Annotated in this window: 16 protein-coding genes; 9 read left to right on the top strand and 7 right to left on the bottom strand. The window is 67.6% G+C overall.

Annotated elements, in window-relative coordinates; all coding sequences use genetic code 11:
* Positions 1–28 precede the first annotated feature (28 nt).
* Positions 29–1,066 carry an LLM class flavin-dependent oxidoreductase gene (locus B841_RS09965; RefSeq protein ID WP_041631864.1) on the top strand — a complete coding sequence of 346 codons (1,038 nt, stop codon included), beginning with the start codon at positions 29–31 and terminating at the stop codon, positions 1,064–1,066.
* Here the strand turns inward: B841_RS09965 and B841_RS09970 are convergent.
* The gene (locus B841_RS09970) at positions 1,063–2,913 is read right to left on the bottom strand and encodes a BCCT family transporter (protein ID WP_020935375.1); all 1,851 of its coding nucleotides are present in this window, start codon (positions 2,911–2,913) and stop codon (positions 1,063–1,065) included. The two genes, B841_RS09965 and B841_RS09970, sit on opposite strands and share 4 nt — an antisense overlap.
* 397 nt (positions 2,914–3,310) lie before the next feature.
* Between B841_RS09970 and B841_RS09975 the strand changes: the two genes are divergently transcribed.
* Genes B841_RS09975 through B841_RS09995 form a run of 5 tightly spaced genes read left to right on the top strand, consistent with a single transcriptional unit; the run spans position 3,311 to position 8,775 of the window.
* Positions 3,311–4,072, top strand: coding sequence for a GntR family transcriptional regulator (locus tag B841_RS09975; RefSeq protein WP_020935376.1), 762 nt, complete (start codon positions 3,311–3,313; stop codon positions 4,070–4,072).
* A gap of 45 nt (positions 4,073–4,117) precedes the next feature.
* Complete coding sequence (locus B841_RS09980) at positions 4,118–5,617, top strand: ABC transporter substrate-binding protein (RefSeq protein ID WP_020935377.1); 1,500 nt, start codon at positions 4,118–4,120, stop codon at positions 5,615–5,617.
* The gene (locus B841_RS09985) at positions 5,614–6,576 is read left to right on the top strand and encodes an ABC transporter permease (RefSeq protein WP_020935378.1); all 963 of its coding nucleotides are present in this window, start codon (positions 5,614–5,616) and stop codon (positions 6,574–6,576) included. The genes B841_RS09980 and B841_RS09985 overlap by 4 nt, the downstream gene beginning before the upstream one ends.
* Positions 6,573–7,370 (top strand): ABC transporter permease, encoded by a 798-nt coding sequence (locus tag B841_RS09990; RefSeq protein ID WP_020935379.1) that lies wholly within the window; start codon positions 6,573–6,575, stop codon positions 7,368–7,370. The genes B841_RS09985 and B841_RS09990 overlap by 4 nt, the downstream gene beginning before the upstream one ends.
* Position 7,371: 1 nt before the next feature.
* The gene (locus B841_RS09995; protein ID WP_020935380.1) at positions 7,372–8,775 is read left to right on the top strand and encodes an ATP-binding cassette domain-containing protein; all 1,404 of its coding nucleotides are present in this window, start codon (positions 7,372–7,374) and stop codon (positions 8,773–8,775) included.
* Positions 8,776–8,781: 6 nt separating this feature from the next.
* Here the strand turns inward: B841_RS09995 and B841_RS10000 are convergent, their stop codons facing one another.
* On the bottom strand, positions 8,782–9,276 hold the full coding sequence (locus B841_RS10000; protein ID WP_020935381.1) for a hypothetical protein: 495 nt from the start codon (positions 9,274–9,276) through the stop codon (positions 8,782–8,784).
* A gap of 155 nt (positions 9,277–9,431) precedes the next feature.
* On the opposite strand from B841_RS10000, the gene B841_RS10005 reads away from it, so the two are divergent.
* Positions 9,432–10,697 carry an HNH endonuclease gene (locus tag B841_RS10005; RefSeq protein ID WP_020935382.1) on the top strand — a complete coding sequence of 422 codons (1,266 nt, stop codon included), beginning with the start codon at positions 9,432–9,434 and terminating at the stop codon, positions 10,695–10,697.
* A 1-nt stretch (position 10,698) separates the two neighbouring features.
* On the opposite strand, the gene B841_RS14000 is transcribed toward B841_RS10005, so the two are convergent.
* A complete protein-coding gene (locus tag B841_RS14000) occupies positions 10,699–10,839 on the bottom strand; it encodes a hypothetical protein (protein WP_169466613.1) in 141 nt (46 codons plus the stop codon).
* Between the two features lie 5 nt (positions 10,840–10,844).
* Positions 10,845–11,846, bottom strand: coding sequence for a bile acid:sodium symporter family protein (locus B841_RS10010; protein WP_020935383.1), 1,002 nt, complete (start codon positions 11,844–11,846; stop codon positions 10,845–10,847).
* A gap of 188 nt (positions 11,847–12,034) precedes the next feature.
* Here B841_RS10010 and B841_RS10015 point away from each other — a divergent pair, with 188 nt between their 5' ends.
* Entirely contained in the window at positions 12,035–12,787 is a 753-nt protein-coding gene (locus tag B841_RS10015; protein ID WP_020935384.1) for an aldose epimerase family protein, read from the top strand.
* Here the strand turns inward: B841_RS10015 and B841_RS10020 are convergent.
* On the bottom strand, positions 12,784–14,214 hold the full coding sequence (locus B841_RS10020) for a YeeE/YedE thiosulfate transporter family protein (RefSeq protein WP_020935385.1): 1,431 nt from the start codon (positions 14,212–14,214) through the stop codon (positions 12,784–12,786). The two genes, B841_RS10015 and B841_RS10020, sit on opposite strands and share 4 nt — an antisense overlap.
* A 208-nt stretch (positions 14,215–14,422) precedes the next feature.
* Here B841_RS10020 and B841_RS10025 point away from each other — a divergent pair, with 208 nt between their 5' ends.
* Complete coding sequence (locus B841_RS10025) at positions 14,423–16,144, top strand: FUSC family protein (protein ID WP_020935386.1); 1,722 nt, start codon at positions 14,423–14,425, stop codon at positions 16,142–16,144.
* Here B841_RS10025 and B841_RS10030 read toward each other — a convergent pair.
* Together B841_RS10030 and B841_RS10035 are read right to left on the bottom strand one after the other, a co-directional pair.
* Positions 16,130–16,693: a metallophosphoesterase family protein gene (locus tag B841_RS10030; protein WP_020935387.1), complete on the bottom strand. Its 564-nt coding sequence runs from the start codon at positions 16,691–16,693 to the stop codon at positions 16,130–16,132. The genes B841_RS10025 and B841_RS10030 overlap by 15 nt on opposite strands.
* On the bottom strand, positions 16,693–17,337 hold the full coding sequence (locus B841_RS10035; protein ID WP_020935388.1) for a DsbA family oxidoreductase: 645 nt from the start codon (positions 17,335–17,337) through the stop codon (positions 16,693–16,695). Before B841_RS10035 ends, B841_RS10030 begins: the two co-directional genes overlap by 1 nt.
* Positions 17,338–17,346 lie beyond the last annotated feature (9 nt).

The raw sequence follows: 17,346 nt of genomic DNA on the forward strand, positions 1-17,346 counted from the left end.
TTCCCCGTCAACGAAAGGCCAGGCCACCATGACTGCCCGCCTCCCCTTGTCCGTCATCGATTTCTGTACCATTTATGAAGGAGAAAGCGCCGGTCAGTCCATGGCGCGTTCCCTGGAGCTGGCGCAGACGGCGGAGCGGCTGGGGTACTCGCGCATCTGGTACTCCGAGCACCACAACATGCCGTCCATCGCGTCGTCCTCCCCGGCGGTGCTGATCGCGCACATCGCGGCGAAGACCGAGCGGATTAGGCTCGGCGCCGGCGGCGTCATGCTGCCGAACCATTCCCCTTACGTCATCGCCGAGCAGTTCGGCACCCTCGCCGAGCTCAATCCGGGCCGCATCGACTTAGGTCTGGGGCGCGCCCCTGGCACGGACATGAACACCCTCGGCCGGGCGCTGCGCCGTGACCCCAACGCCGCGGAGCACTTCCCGGACGACGTCGTCGAACTGCACGGTTACCTCACCGGCAACTCCCACATCCCGGGAGTGCAGGCGATCCCCGGGGCGGGCACGAACGTCCCGCTGTATGTCCTGGGTTCCTCCATGTTTGGCGCCACGCTCGCCGCGAAGCTCGGGTTGCCGTATTCCTTCGCCTCGCACTTCGCCCCCACCCACCTGATGCAGGCGACGAAGTACTACCGCGATAACTTCGAGCCTTCCGACGTGCTCTCCGAGCCGTACGTCATCGCGGCGGTCAACGTCACCGCCGCAGAAACGCAGGAGGAGGCGGAGCGGCAGACGGAGATCGTGCGCCGAAACCGGGTGAAGCAGATGGTCAACAGCCGGGCGCCGATCACGGAGGCCCAGCTGGACCGGCTGGTCGAATCTCATTCGGGGCAGCAGATCATCGAAATGTTGAAGTTCACCGCCACCGGCACCGGTGAGCAGGTCCGTGAGTACCTGGAAGGGTTCACGCAGACGGCGCAGGCCGACGAGCTGATGGTGTCTTTCCAGGGCCCCTCCCACGCGCACGCGGTGCGTTCGATGGAGATCCTCGCGGACGCGTGGGAGCTGGACCCGGCGGAGGCCGCCGGGGCCCCGGGCGACTGGAATGAAAAGCGCTAGTCTTCGTCCCAGGCGCGGGGCCGGACCTGCTCCACGACCCGTAGGTCGCGGGTCACGTTGCCGGCCTCGTCGCGGTTGACGATTTCGCCGCCGATGACGACGTCGCCGGGGATGACGAGGTTGCCGTCCTCGTCGTACTCTAGGACCGGTTCCGGCAGGGGGTCGCCGTCCTCGTCGTAGCCCGGCGCCGGGCGGGCGTCGTGCTCCTCCAGCTTCTCCGGGGAGTCGGTCTTCTCCCACTGCCTGGTGCGGATGCGGCGGGCGGCCGCCGCATCGTCGCTCATGCCCTTGATCAAGGAGAACATCATGATGAACTGCATGATCAGGAAGGGCAGGCCCATGATGATGGCCACCTCCTGGAGGGTGGCGATGCCTGTCTCCGGGGAGATGATCAGCATGGCCGCGGTCACCGCGCCGATGCCGATGACCCAGGTGACGCGGTAGTAGGTGGGGGTCTTGGCTTCCTCGCCGGTGGTGAACATGTCCATGACCAGGCCGGCGGAGTCCATCGAGGTGATGAAGAAGACGATGATGATCAGGATCGCGATCGGGGCCACGATGGCGGTCAGCGGCAGGTTGTCCAGCAAGGTGAACAGGGCCGCTTCCGTTTGGCCGTCGTCGACGACGGGGCCGGTCATGCTGCCTGGGTCGTTGCGCTCGATTTCAATGCCGGTGCGGCCCATGATGGAGATCCACACGACGGTGAAGATGGACGGCAGGGCGAGCACGCCGCCGATGAATTCGCGGACGGTGCGGCCGCGGGAGATGCGGGCGATGAACATGCCCACGAACGGCGACCAGCAGATCGTCCAGGCCCAGTAGAACACCGTCCAGGAGCCCAGCCAACCCGGGTTGCTGTTGGAGGCGTCGACCCAGAACATCAGCTCAGGCAGCGTGGAAGCGTAAATGCCGAAGCTTTCGACCGTCTGGTTGAGCAGGGTCAGCGTCGGGCCGGTCAGCAGGATGAACGCCAGCAGCGCGACGGCCATGCCGATGTTGATGTTGGACAGGATCTTAATGCCGCGGTCCAGGCCCGAGGCCACCGAGATGCAGGCCACGGCGGTGATGAACATGATGACCAGCAGCTCGACCCAGCCGGCCAGCGGGACGTCCCAGATGATGTTCAGGCCGGCGTTGATCTGCAACACACCCAGGCCGACGGACACGGCGATACCGAAAGTCGTGCCGATGATCGACAACGCGTCGATGAACTTGCCGGGCCACTTGTAGATGTGTCCGCCCAGGATCGGGGCGAACACCGAGGAGATGCGCGGGGGCAGTTTACGTTTGTAGATGAAGTAGCCCAGCGCCAGGCCCGGCATGGTGAAGACCACCCACATGTGGGTGGCCAGGTGGTAGAAGGCGTAGCCGAAGCCCTGGGTGACCGCGGCGTCCGACATCGAGGCCATGTCGCCTTGCGGCGGGTTATAGGAGTGGTGCAGCGGTTCGGCCGCGCCCCAGAACATCAGGGTCGCGCCCATGCCCGCGGCGAACAGCATGCCGAACCAGATGTGCAGCGGGTAGCGGGGCTTTTCGTCGTCGTCGCCCAACCGCAGGGTGCCGAACCGGGAGATGAAGATGGCGATCAGGAAGAGGAAGATCGCCGAGACTCCGCCGATGTAGAGCCAGGCGAGGTTGGTGTTCAACCCGTCGGCGACGGTGGCGAAGAAATTCTGCGCGGATTCACCCGCCAGAATCGCCCCGACGACGAAGATGACGATGAACCCGACGGCCCCCAGTGTGATGGCGGGGTCCGATTGTAGGCCGAGGAAAGGCTTTTTGGGTTTTTGTTCGTACTCTTCCTTACTTCGGGGCTCCGAAGTAAGGGGTGGCGTCTCTGAGGACATGACGAGTTTCCTTATCTTTCGAGAAAAGAGAGAATACCCCCATGATTGCGAAGAACAGACTGGTTTGCACCCCCTTCCCCCCGTTTTTGTTGGCGGTGGCGTGAACTCCAGGTGGACCTGGGGTTAGAGCGCGTGGCAGGCTTCGGCGTCGGCGACCTCGCAGATCTCGCGGACCGGTAGGCGTAGACCCCTGCCCCGGCCATGCGACGCCCCTCTTTCCCACCCCGTCGTGTGTATGTCGCACCGCACTTTAATAGAGCTCCCCGACCTCGGCCGCATGTCCACCCGTTCCCGCGTAAGCTCATGGGGACGCGTGCCTTTTGTTGAATTTTCGCCAGTGGTAGTATTATTTACAACTTAGGCCGTTACCCGCTTTCATCATCTCAAGGAGTCGCCCATGGCACCCCTTCGCCGACCGCAGCAGCACGAGAAAATCGCCGAATACCTGCGGAAAGAAATTCGCGACGGCACATACGAACCCGGCGACACACTGCCGTCGGAGGCGGAGTTGTGTGCACAGTTCGATTCTTCACGTGGTCCGGTTCGCCAGGCCATGTCCACCCTGCGCTCCGAAGGGTTGATCTCCTCCGGCCGCGGCCGCCGCTCCATCGTCCTGGACACGGGCGACAACAACGCCGCGTCCTTCGAGACGGTGCTGTCCACCAGCCAGTGGCTGAAAAAGCTCGGCTACGAGCCCGGCCAGCGGACGGAGTGGATCACCCGCCGCCCCGCGGACGAGGAGATCGCCGAAAAGCTCGAGTTGGAGTCGGATGATCCCATCGTGTCCGTGGAGCGCGTCCGCCTGGCGGACGGCACCCCGTTCATGATCGAGAACGTCAGCTTCCGCATCGAGGCCGGCGTCCACGTCCTCGGGTTCGACACCAGCTCCGGTTCCATCCACAGCCACCTGGCCCGCCAGGGCGTCAAGTTCGACACCATTCGGCGTTCGCTGCGGTTGCGTGAGGCGTCGGAGGACGACGCCGAGAAGCTGGGCGTGACCCCTGGTTCGCCGCTTCTGCAGACGCTGCTGCACGTCTACGACCAGAACGGCGTGCCCGTGGAGTTCGCGGACTACCGGTACCTCGGCGACGTGCTCAGCCTGGGCACGACGCACATCAACGGCACGTCCATCCCGCTCTGGGGATCACTGGACATTTAAGCTCCCGCTTGACCCCGGTCTCCAGGGACGGCCTATGATTTGTCCATGCTGATCCGCCGGGTAGTCCTCGCCTGCACCGTGGTGTTGGCCCTGGCGTTGCCGGCCTGCTCCGCGGGATCCACCGCCACCCAGGTCGGACGCGTCGACGACGGCGTCGTCGTCGGCACCGTCGCCGCCCCCGCTTCCCTGGATTTCACCTCGACCGGCGGCGCCGCCATCCCGCAGGCGCTGATGGCCAACGTCTATGAGACGCTCGTGCGCATCGACGAGGACGGCGAGATCGTCCCGCACCTGGCCACCGGGTGGGACGTCTCCGACGACAGACTGACCTACACCTTCCACCTGCGCGACGGGGTCACCTTTTCCAACGGCGAGGAGTTCACCGCCGAGACGGCCGCTTTTTCCATCGACTACGTGCAAAACGAGTGGACGAACGGGTTGAAATCGCAGATGGATCCGGTGGCCCAGGCCCGCGCCGTCGACCCGCTGACCCTGGAAGTGACGTTGGCGCACCCCTCCAATGAATGGCTGTGGTCGATGGGCACGCTCACCGGCGCGATGATGACGCCGACCGGCACACAGACCCTGGCGACCGACCCGATCGGCACCGGGCCGTACACCGTAGAACGCTTCGCCGTGGGCGAGTCCGTCTCCTACTCCGCGCGCGCGGACTACTGGGGCGAGCCCGCGGACGGTGACGCCGCCATCCGGTACTTCTCCGACGCCGTCGGCTCCGTCAACGCGCTGCGTTCCGGGGACGTCGACGTGGTGTGGTCGCTGCAGGCCCCGGAGCTTCTGGACACGCTGCCCGAGGAGTTCGGCGTCGAGGTGGGCACCACCAACGGAGAGTTGTTGCTGAGCATGAACAACGACGCCGCCCCCTTTGACGACGTCCGGGTGCGCCAGGCCGTGGCTTACGGCGTCGACCGCGAGGCCGTCAGCCAGGTCGTCTATGAGGGCTTGGCGACGGACACCGGCGGCGCCCCCGTGCCTCCCACCGACCCGTGGTTCACCGGCCGCGACTACTACTCCCACGACCCGGAGCGGGCCCGGCGGCTGCTGCGCGAGGCCGGCTATTCCGAGGACGACCGGCCGCAGGTGACCATGAAGATCCCGTCGCTGCCCTACGCCGAGACCGCCGCCGAATTGTTGTTTTCCGAATTGCGCCAGATCGGCTTCGACGTCTCGCTGGTCTCCTCCGAGTTTCCCGCCGTGTGGTTGTCCGAGGTGATGGGCTCCGCCGATTACCAGATGTCGCTGATCGCGCACGTGGAGCCCCGCGACGTCCCGGTGCTTTTCGGAAACCCCGACCACTACCTGCGCTTCGACTCCGAGCCGGTCCGCGAGCACCTCGCCCGCGCGGACTCCGGCGACGACCAGGTGGGCCACATGCGGCGCGCGGTGGACGAGATCATGGCCGAGGCCGGGTCGCTGACGTTGGTCAACACCCCGAACATCGTGCTCACCGCGCCAGGTGTGACCGGCGTGGAAGCCAACGTGGTCACCGACGCCCTACCCCTCGCGGAGATCGGGAGAAGCGCATGATTCTTCGGCTCCTCGCACGGTTTTTAGGTTCCCTGGCGGTGGCCAGCGTGGTGATTTTTCTGCTGTTGCGGGCGATTCCGGGCGACCCGGCGCGCGTGGCGCTGGGGGTCACGGCCACGGATGAGGCGGTGGCGGAGTTGTCTGCGCAGTTGGGCACGGACCGGCCGTTGGCGGTGCAGTATGTCGAGTGGGTCGGTGGTCTGCTCACGGGTGATTTCGGGACGTCGTTGGCGTCTCGGCAGGACATCACGCCGTTGGTGTGGGACCGGTTGCAGGTGTCGTTGATCCTGTGCGGGACGGCGATGGTGTTGTCTTTGCTGGTGGCGGTGCCGTTGGGGGTGTGGGCGGCGCGGCGGGCGTACCGGGCGGACGGTGTGGTCATCAGTGCGTTCAGTCAGGTGGGGATGGCGGTGCCGAGTTTTTTGGCCGGTGTCCTGCTGGTGGCGGTGTTTTCCGTGCGGTGGGGGTGGCTGCCGGCGAACGGGTGGGTGCCGCCGGGGGTGGACTTCGGCGAGTTTCTGCGGCGGTTGATTCTTCCGGTGGTGGCGTTGACGCTGGTGCAGGCGTCGATCATGACGCGGTATGTGCGCGGCGCCGTGGTCGAGGTGTTGGACACCAATTACATTCGCACGGCGCGTTCGATCGGCCAGTCGCGGGACGAGGCGTTGTGGCGGCACGGCCTGCGGAATGCGGCGTTGCCGGTGTTGACGGTGACGGGCGTGCAGTTGACGAGTCTGATCGTCGGCGCGGTGGTCATCGAGCAGGTGTTCGTGTTGCCGGGGTTGGGGTCGATGCTGCTGGACGCGGTGTCGAACCGTGATCTGACGGCGGTGCAGACGATCGTGATGTTGCTGGTGGTGTTCACGTTGGCCGTGAATTTTGTGGTGGATCTGTTGTACCGGCTGGTGGATCCACGGCTGCGGCGGCGTCGTCGCGACGACGAGGCGGTGGTCGCATGAAGCTGAAGATCGGGGCCGTCATCGTCGGCGTGACGGTGGCGTTGGCGGTGGTGTCGTTGGTGTGGACGCCGCAGGATCCGTTGCTGGCGGTGCCGGCGGAGCGGCTCGCCGGTTCGTCGTGGGAGCATCCGTTGGGCACGGACCGGTTGGGGCGCGACGTGTTGTCGCGCATCATGGCGGGCGCGCAGATCACGATGTTGGTTGGGTTGGTGGCCGTGGGCGTCGCGGCGGTGTTCGGCACCGCTTTGGGCGTGTGGGCGGGGATGCGCCGCGGGTGGCCGGAGACCCTGATTATGCGGGGTGCGGACATCGTGTTGGCGTTTCCGGCGTTGTTGTTGGCGATCGTGGCGGGCGCGGTGTTCGGCCCGTCGACGGTGACGTCCATGCTGGCGATCGGTGTGGCGGGCATCCCCGGGTTCGCGCGGGTGGCGCGGGCGGGGACGTTGCAGGTGATGACGCAGGATTACATTGCGGCGGCGCGGGTGTCGAAGGTGCCGGGCCCGGTGATCGCGTGGCGGCATGTGCTGCCGAACATCGGCGGCATATTGGTGGTGCAGGCGACGGTGGCGTTCGCGTTGGCGATCCTGGCGGAGGCGGCGTTGTCTTTCCTGGGGTTGGGCACCGCTCCCCCGACGCCGTCGTGGGGCCGGATGTTGCAGGGTGCGCAGGCGTATCTGGGTTCGGCGCCGCAGTTGGCGTTGTGGCCGGGGTTGGCGATCGCGGTGGCGGTGTTGGGTTTCAATTTGTTGGGCGACGGTCTGCGTGACGCCCTGGATCCGAAGCGGAGGCGTTGAGATGTTGGAGGTCACCGGGTTAAGTGTCGGCGGGATTCTCGAGGACGTCTCCTTCACCGTGGGCCCCGGCGAGCGGGTGGGCATCATCGGCGAGTCCGGTTCCGGCAAGTCGATGACCGCGCTGGCGGTGCTGGGGCTGCTGCCGGACGGGATGCGCGCCACCGGGTCGGTGTCGCTGGCGGGGCGGGAGATTCTGAATCTGCCGGACAAGAAGATGCGGGCGCTGCGCGGGTCGAAGGTGGCGATGGTGTTTCAGGAGCCGATGACCGCGCTGGATCCGATGATGACGGTCGGCCGGCAGGTCGGTGAGGCCTGCGGCGGGGACCGGGCGCGCGTCGAGAAGCTGTTTTCGGACGTCGGTCTGGCCGCGGAGAAGCAGCGCTCCTACCCGCATGAGCTCTCCGGCGGGCAGCGGCAGCGGGTGCTCATCGCCTTGGCCATGGCGGGTGACCCGGACGTGCTCATCGCGGATGAGCCGACCACGGCGCTGGACGTGACCAGTCAGGACCAGGTGTTGGGACTGCTGAAGCGGCTCGTGGCGGAGCGCGGCATGTCGTTGGTGTTCATCAGCCACGACCTGGCGGTGATCGCGCGGATGTGCGGGCGCGTCGGGGTGATGCGCGACGGCCGGGTCGTGGAATCCGGCCCCGTCGAGCAGGTGCTGCGCCGTCCGCGGCACGAGTACACCCGGGCGTTGGTCGCCGCGTCGCGCCCCGGCGCCCCGGCGCGGGTGACCGAGGTCGGTGAGCCGGTCATCCGGGTCGAAGACGTCAGCACCCGGGAGGCGCTGCGGGAGGTGTCGTTGACGGTGCACCGCGGTGAACGTCTCGGGGTGGTGGGCGGTTCCGGCGCCGGCAAGACCACGTTGCTGCGGATCATCGCCGGCCTGGCGGAGGCCGACTCCGGTTCCGTGCGGGTCGACGCCGGCCTGCACGTCGTCTTCCAGGATCCGCAGTCCTCGCTCAATCCGCGGCTGCGCGTGGGCAAGGCGGTGGCGGAGGGCGGCGGCGACGTGGGGCGGGTGGCGCAGGCCCTCGCCGAGGTGGGGTTGCCGGCGGACGCCGCCCGTCGTTTTCCCGCGGAGTTTTCCGGCGGGCAGCGCCAGCGCATCTCGATCGCCAGGGCGGTGGCCGGCCGTCCGGAGATCCTGCTCGCCGACGAGCCCGTGTCCGCGCTGGACGTCTCCGTGCGCGCCCAGGTGCTGGGGGTGCTGGATGAGTTGGTGGAGGATCACGGCCTGACCCTGGTGTTCGTCTCCCATGACCTGTCGGTGGTGCGCCAGGTGTGCTCGACGGTGGCCGTGATGCATGAGGGCCAGATCGTCGAGCACGGCGCGACCGAAGATGTGTGGGCCCATCCGCGGCACGAGTACACCAGGGCGTTGTTGGCCAGGGCCGCTACGTAGCCGTGGTCATCGGCGCACCGTGAAGCGGCCGGCGGGGTCGAAGACCAGCTCCACGCGCTCGCCGGCGCGCGCGTTCAGGGCGGCGAGGAAGCGATCGATGGGGCCGGTGATAGCGTCCCGCTCACCGAGGTGGACCAGTTGTCCGCCCAGCTCAGAGGTCAGGGTGCGCTGGTAGTGGCGCGGCACGCCGAGCAGGCCGGCGACGGCCCGCGGGACGGGGACGACGGCGCCGTCGAGAAGCTCGGCCGTGACGGTGACGGGCAGGGCCCAGGCGCCTGCCCCGGCGTCGGTGAGCCGGGGTTCGTGCTGCGGGAACCAGGTGCCCAGCCGTGGGCGGGAAATCCGGGCCACGTGCCCGCCAGTGATGTGGAAGTCGCCGGATTCAGCGACGGTGCGCACCGCCGCAGTGGGAAACGGGGCGCGGTCGAGCAAGGGCTGCAGCTCGGTGCGGCCGGCGGCGATTTCGGCGGCCACCCAGTCGGGAATGGTCGTGTTCTGCATGGCCGAAGAGTACCGCGGGAGCTGTGCACTATGCGCGCGCATAGTGGATAAGCGCAGGTCAAGAGATTCTCGAAACTCTGTTCGAGCACATGTCCGCCCCGTGGTTTAACGTAGGGGGCGTCACCGAACATGCGTGCCAAAATTTGGGGGAAACAATGACCACGCTGCCCGCTTCCTTGACCGATACCGCCCTTGTGTCCACCCTGGCCGACTCCCACGAGGAGATGACCAGAAGCAAAGCCCTGTTCCTGCTCGCCCTCGCCGAATTCCACGCCCGCGGCCTCGCCCGCGACCACGGCGCGCCCAACACCGTGATCTGGCTGCTGCGCCACTGCGACGTCCGGGAATCCACCGCCTTCGAATACCTGCGGGTGGGAACGCAGCTCAGCGCCTTTGAGCTCGCCGCGCAGGCCTTCCTCGCCGGCCGCGTGTCCTACTCCAAAATCCGGGTGCTGCTGCGCCATCTCACCGCCGACAATGAACCCGAACTCGTGGCGCTGGCCGGGCAGATGACGCTGCGCGAACTCGAACAGGCGCTGGCCGGTCGGGAGAACGCCGCCCCCGCCCCGCCGGCCGACCGGTTCCGGGTCATCGTCGACGACGAGACCGGCTGGGTGCGCTTCCACGGCGAACTCAACCCCGTGCTCGGCGCGGAACTGCTCGCGGCGTTGAAGATCGCCGAACTGGCGAACCTGCGCGACCTCGCGGACATCGATCCGGCGGTGCTTGACGACGCCGAGCGGCTCGACGCCGCCCTCGCCGAAGCGGAAGATACCCCCGTGGAGGTCGAGGCCGTCGACGAAGCCACCGGCGTCGACCTGTCCACCACCAATTTCGGGGTGCCCACCCGCAACGCCCTGCTCAGCGCCTTGACCGGCATGATCCAGATGACCCGGTCGCGGCCCACGAACAAGCTGCGCACGCCCGGCGCGCAGGTCAACCTCACCGTCACCGAAGACGGCCACGCCTACCTGCCCACGCAGCCCGCGGCCCCGGCGAGCGCGCTGGTGGCGGCGGTGCTGGGCGGGGAGATCCGGGCGCACCTGCTGGATGAAAAGGGGGTGCACCTCACGCTCGGGCGCGGTCGCCGGCTGGTCAGCGACGGGCAGGTCAGGGCGCTGATGACCCGGTGGAACCACCAGTGCGCGATGCCTGGCTGCAACCACACCAGGTTCCTCGAATTCCACCATCTCCACGAGTGGTCGGCCGGCGGGCCGACGGATCTGTGGAATCTGGTGCCGTTGTGTTCGGCCTGTCACGCCCTGGTCACGGTGGGGCGGGTGCGGGTGGAGATTGATCCGGCGGACACCGGGCTGATGCGGTTCCGGTTCCCCGGCGGGCACAGCTTCGTCTCCCGGAATCGGGGCACGCCCATCCGGCTGGGCACGCATTTCGCCGCCGCCCACAGGGCGGCGGCGTGAGCTAGCTGGAGTAGAAACGCACCAGCAGCGACGGGTCCGCGAGGTGTTCTTCATGGACCTCAAAGACGCTGGTCAAGCGGTCGAATTCGGAGGTTTCCTCATGCGATAGTCCCACGTGTTCGCGGGAATCAGGAGCCTGCATGCCACTTACCGTACCCGACGCTTCTCCTCGAGCGGAATATTGCGCATGATCGCCGCGTAGATCGCCCCGGTGATGTTGTGCAGCACCGCCGCGATGGCCCCGGGCAGGGCCGCCTCCGGGCTGAAGAACTTGCCCGCCATGCCGGAGGCCAGGCCGGCGGACTGGGTGCTGACCTCCACGGACATGGTGCGGTTGGCGCGGTTGTCGAGCCGGAAGCCCATGCCGGCGAGGTACCCCAGCACGTAGCCGATGAGGTTGTGCAGCAGAACGGCGCCGACGGCGAGCAGGCCCACGGTGGCGATCAGGTCGCGGCTGGCGGCGACCGTGGGGAACACGACTCCCCCGATTCCCAGGATCGAGATCAGCGGCAGGACGGCGGTGACCTTCTCCACCAGGGAGCTGAAGAAGTAGCGGATGACCAGGCCGCCGAGGACCGGCAGCAGGACGGTCTGCATCAGCGACCAGGCCATGCCCGCGGCGTCGATGTCGGTGCGGGCGTCGGCCAGCAGCAGCATCAGCGCCGGGGTGACGATCGGCGAGAGCACCGTGGACACGCTCGTCATGGTCACGGACAGGGCGACGTCGCCTTTGGCCAGGTAGGCGATGACGTTGGAGGAGGTGCCGCCGGGGACGGTGCCCAGCATGAGCAGGCCGACGGCCAACGCGGCGTTGAGGTCCAGCGCCCAGGCGACGAGCACCGCGCCGAGCGGCATGATCGTGTACTGCAGGATCACGCCCAGCACGATCGGCCCGGGGCGGCGGAGCACCTCGGTGAAGTCCGGGATCGTCAAGGTCAGCCCCATGGCGAACATGATGATCATGAGGAAGTAGGTGATGTAGTCGCTCAGCGGCAGGAACGGCTGCGGGAAGAAGTAGGCGACGGCGGCGCCCGCCAATATGAACAGCGGGAAGACCGTCACCGTGATCAGCGCGGAGCGGTCTTCTTTCTTTTTGGCGTCCTCCCAGTGCCCGGTCGTGTCCGGGTCGACGATGTGAGAAGTAGACATGACGCAGTCCTTTCAAAAATGACACGGTGAAAGTGAATCCGCGCTCCGGGATGGGTGCCCTAAAGCCTCACTCAGTTCGCGGGCCGCCGGATGAGGCCCCTGAGGTGGATGCGGACATAGTACCCCCTGCGTGGACGTCCTCCCCGTATCCTGCGCGAAAACCATGGCGCAGGGGTAGTTTGGGCCTCATGCTGAAGAACCGGAACTTGACCATCCACGCCAACGGAGCTCACGTCACCTCCGCCGAGACCCCGCTCGGCGATCTCTTCTACGTTTCTTCCACCAGTGATTTCGGCGAAGGCGCGGCGATCCGCGGCGGGGTGCCGATCATCGCGCCCTGGTTCGCCCAGTTCCTCGGCGACCAGCAGCACGGGTGGGCGCGTCGGCGCCGCTGGGAGGTCGCCAAGACCGACGTCGGTTTTTCCGGTGAATACGCCGAAGACGGGATCAGCCTGCGCCTGGACGTCGGCGAGCTGGGCAACAGCCTGCGTTTCCGGCTGAGCGCCACCAACACCACCGACGAATCCCGCCGCGTGCAACTGGCCTACCACCCGTACTTCGCGGTCAGCGACGTCGAGGACGTCCACCTGGAGGGGCTCGGCGCCCTGCGCGGCGTCGACCGCGACTCCGGCGCGGAGATCACCCTGCCGGAAGAAGTCACCTTCGACGGGCTGGTCGACCAGATCGTGTCGGGTGCCCCGGAGGTGCGCATCGTGGACGAGAAAAGAGTGATCACCGTGAGTTCGCGGGGCGCGGACTCGACGGTGATCTGGAACCCGGGCGAGCGTAAGGCCGACGGGATGCCGGACATCGGGCCGCGGGAGTGGAACACGTTCGTGTGCGTGGAGCCCGCCCTCCTGGGTTCCGATCAGAAGGGCACGCTGTTGACCCCCGGTGAGGTCAACACGCTGGAGATGATCGTGCGGGTCGAGGCGCGTTAGCCGCCCTTGACCAGGGTGACTTCCCAGCCGGCGTCGCCGTTCTGACGGAAGTCGCTCACGCTGTGCCCGTCATCGGCCGCCCACTGCGGGATGGAGTCGGTGGCCTGGGTGCAGTCGAAGGCGATGATCAGTTCGTCGCCCGGCTGCAGGGTGTTCATGACGTCCTTGGCTTCGACCAGGGGGAACGGGCAGACCGCGCCCATGGTGTCCAGCGCGTAGCGGCCCTCCGAGAGCGTGCGGACCTTCTCGGAGACCTTAGGCCGGGGAGCCATGGAGATCAGGCCGGTGGCGACCGCCAGGTTGCCCGTTCCGGCGGGGCCGGCCGGCGGGGTGATCGGGTCGACCGGGTTGGCGGGGGCGCCATGGTCCAGGGACTGCGGGGTGGAGTAGGTGCCGGCGGCGGGGGCGGCCGTGGTCGGCGTAGCGGAGCCGGACTTCGGCTTGATCCACAGCTTCGCGCCCAGTCCGACGCCCAGGAAGATGAAGACCATCGCGATCCAGCCCTTGAAGCTGAACAGGGAGGTCTCGACCATGCCGTTGCCCACGGTGCAGCCGCCGGCCAGGGAGGCGCCGACGCCCATCATGAGCCCGCCCCAGACGGAGCGCACGCTGGTCTTGGCGTCCGGAACGCGGACGCGGAATTCACCGGTGGCCTTGGCCGCGATGAAGGAGCCGACCAGCAGGCCGAGGACCAGCAGGGTGCCCCAGTTCAGGCGGGCCGGATCGGCGGTGGTGGCGTAGGTCAGGGTGTCCGCGGTGGGCGTGGTGATGCCCAGTCCGGAGTTACGTCCGGTGGCGGCGGACAGCGGCCAAGCGATGACGCCGATGACGCCGACGATCGCGCCGGCCGTGTACATGTGCAGCGGCTTCTTGTACCACGGCTGGTTCAGGGTGACCTTCGGCTTCGCGGCGTCCTGGAGCAGGAAGTGGCGGGCCAGGGCGGCGGTGACCAGGGCGATGGCGAGCGCGAACCACCACGGGGAGACCCCGAGGGCTTCCGGCACGGTGGTCAGGCCGGTGTCCCAGGACTTCATCCAGGAATCGAAGCCGGCGAGCGGGCCGTACTTCATCGCGGCCGCAGAGACCGCGTACATGACCAACGCGATCCACGAACCGACGAGGCCCTCCCCGGAGCGGTACCAGGTGCCGGAGGCGCAGCCGCCGGCGAGGATGATGCCCAACCCGAAGATCAGGCCGCCGACGATGACCGCCGCCGGGGCGAAGGTCGAGTAATCCGGCGCAATGACGCCCGTGGAAGTCAGCGCCGCCAGGCCGACGGCGTGGACGGCGATGACGATGAGCAGCGCCACCAGATTGCGGTAGGTTCCGCTGAGCCAGATGTCGCGCAGCATGCCGGTGACGCAGAAGCGCCCGCGCTGCAGGACGACGCCCAGCACGGCACCCAAGATCAGTCCGGAAACGATCATTTGTGTACTCTTTTCACTTTCACATCTCGTTGACGGGAGATCACACTACCCCCTGCAGACACATCTGTCTAGAACCCTGAACCGAGCTGTCTGCAGGTGGGTGCGGGCCCGGCCTGCCTCCTCGGCATAGAATGACGCTGACCACCGCCCGACGCCTGATCGGGCAGACGAAGAATACATAAAGAGTATAAAGAGGCAGAACGATACAGTGAGCGACGACCGGCACGCGGCAGAGCAATTACCCTCCCGCGTCAACCCGTGGCAACTGCTGACCGCCTTCAACTCCTCCGCCCCACGCTGGCCCGGCGCACTGCGCGCGGCCCTGGCGATCTTCCTGCCCGGCGCCGTGGCCCTCCTGCTGGGGTATCACCAGGAAATGTTTCTCATCGCCGCGGGCGGCTGCGCCGTGATCTACGGCGAGGGCCACCCCTACCGCACGCGCTGGCGCATCATGCTCATCGCGGGTCTGCTGCTGTCGACGGGCGCGACCGTCGGCGCCTTCGTCGGCTCCGTCGCCTGGGCCCAGATCGGGGCGGGCGGATCCCAGTGGTGGCTGATGCTCCCGGCCCTGTTCGCCACCTGCATGGCCACCGTGGGCGGTTTCGTGCAGAACGCGCTGCGGTTGCGCCCGCCGGGGTCGTTTTTCATCGTCATGGTCGCCGGCGCCTCGACGATGGTCGCGCGCCTGGGGCTTGACCCGGTGGAGGTCGGCCTGTGGACCAGCGTCGGCGCCGTCAGCGGCGTCATCCTTGGGCTGCTGCCAGCGCTGTTGTCCCCGCACGTCCCGGAGCACCGCGCGGTGCTCACCCTGGACAAGGTCGTCGCCGACTTCGAGGAGACGCCCTCGCCCACCTTGGCGCAACGCAACCAGTGCCAGACGGCGCTGGCCGCCGCCTGGTCCGCCCTCGAGGACGCGGGCGTGATCCGTGGTGGCCGAGTGCTCAAGCCGAACCAGGCGCATCTGGTCCACCGCACCCGGGAGGCGCAACTGCGGCTCGTGGCCCGCGGCGCGGAGCTGGGGGTGGTCGACGCCGACGCCGAGCTGTTGAGCGACGTGCCCGCGCTGGTCCAGGCGAACCGCGCCCACATCCCGCTGGCCCGGCCGTCACGCAATTACCGCGTCTACCGGTCAATGGACTGGAGCTCGCACGCCTCGGTGACGGCGCAGAAGATTTTCCTGGCGTGTTTGGGGGCCTCGGTCGCAGGCATCGCCCTCGGGCTGGATAGGCCGGACTGGGCGATCGTCTCGGCGCTGCTGATGCTGCAGTGGGGGCCGGACAAGACCCCCGGCCAGATCCGCGGCGTCCACCGCGTCATCGGCTCCCTGCTGGGCATCGCCTTGTTCGCGGTGTTCCACCTGCTTGATTTCCAGGGGTGGACGCTGCTGGTGGCGCTGGCGGTGTGCCAATTCGGGGCGGAGGTGTTCGTGGTCAAAAACTACGCCGTCTGCGTCATCTTCACCACGCCGCTGGCGTTGTTGATGGGTAACGCGGTGGCCGATCCGCTGGGCGAGGTCGTCGTCTCCCGCACGGCGGAGGTGGTGCTGTCCATTGTCTTCGGCTCATTGGCGTTGTGGTTCTGGCGTCCGCGCGCCGCCGCGACGGACCAGATCCGGCTCGTCGGCCGCTGTCGCAAGGCCATGGGCTCGCTCCTGGGCGCCTTGGCCACCCGCTCCCCGGAGGGCGCCCTGGAGGAACGCCGCGACCTGCAGTACGAGCTGCTGTCCGAACGCCGGGCCATCCAGTCCGTCGCCGAGGATCACCGCCCCATCGCCGCGGCCCGGTGGGAACACCACCTGCAGCTGCAGCGCGCCGGTTACCACTTGCTGGATCACTGCAACGCCAACACCACCCGGGAAGTGTCGATCGCGGAGATCGCCGGCCTGGCCGAGCACGTCCGCGCCACCGAGGCCGACTCAGCCCAGCAGTAGCTTTTCGACGCTCTCCTGCGGCGCCGGCCGAAAGCCCCACGCCTCCACGCCGACGTCGACCTGCCCGGGGCCGGTCACCGGCTGCGGGGAGTGCAGGTGCCCGTGCACCAGGTACTCGGTGCGCAACCGGACGTCGTCGTAGCGCGAGGCCATCCCCTCGTGGTCCTGCCCCGGGCGCGGGAAGTGCGACAGGTGCACCGCCCTCCCCTGCCACCGCAACGTCTGGAACGCCTGCACGGACTCGAAGACCTCGAGGAAACGGCGCTGCATCCGGAACGACGACTTGTGGATCGGGTGGCACGAGTCGTGGTTGCCGGGGACTAAGTGCAGTTCGAGGTGCCCGGCGTGTTCGGCGATCACATCAAGCGCACGGTCCTCGTCGTCGTGGCGGCCGCTGAGATCGCCCAGCACCCACACCCGGTCTCCGGCGGGCACGGCGGCCAGGCCCGCCAGGATCAGGGCGTCGTGCTCGTCGACGTCGGAAAATCCCCGCAGCCCGGCCACAAAGCGGTGGCCGAGGTGCAGGTCAGAGGTGAACCACACCCGCATTATTGTTCGCCTGAGCTCTCCGAGGCTTGTGCCAGGGCCTGCTCAAAAAGCTCGACCGGCTGCGCGCCGGAGACCGCGAAGCGGCCGTCGAAGACGAAGAAGGGCACGCCTTGGACCCCCAGCTGGCGACCCATGGTGATTTCCTGCACGACGTCGGTGGCGTACTCGTCGGAGGCCAGCACCTCCTGGACGCGGTCCGCGTCCAGGCCCACCTGAGCCGCGAACTCCGTGAGCTCACCGTGGTCGGCGACGTTGGCGCCCTCCGTGAAATAGCCGTGCTTGACCACCGTGTCCCACTCGTTGCCCTTGCCCGCCGCGCGGGCGAGATGACCCACCCGGTGAGCGTCGAAGGTGTTCGCCACGACCGAGTCGCGCCACTGGAAATCCAGGCCGACGGCGGCGGCGCGCTCCGCCAGGCCGGAGTTCATCTGCTTCACCTCCGCCAGGCTCATCCCCTTGGAGCGGGCGAGGTACTCGGGGGCCTTCTCCGTCGGCTCCGTCGGCGCCGAGGGATCCAGCTGGAAACTGCGCCAGGTGATCTCCACGTCGTCGGCGCCGGCGAACTTCTCCAGGGCGAGCGCCAGATGCCGTTCGCCGACGGTGCAAAACGGACAAATGTAGTCGGACCAGATATCGATTTTCATACTTCCATC

This window comes from Corynebacterium maris DSM 45190 (assembly GCF_000442645.1).
Classification (GTDB): domain Bacteria; phylum Actinomycetota; class Actinomycetes; order Mycobacteriales; family Mycobacteriaceae; genus Corynebacterium; species Corynebacterium maris.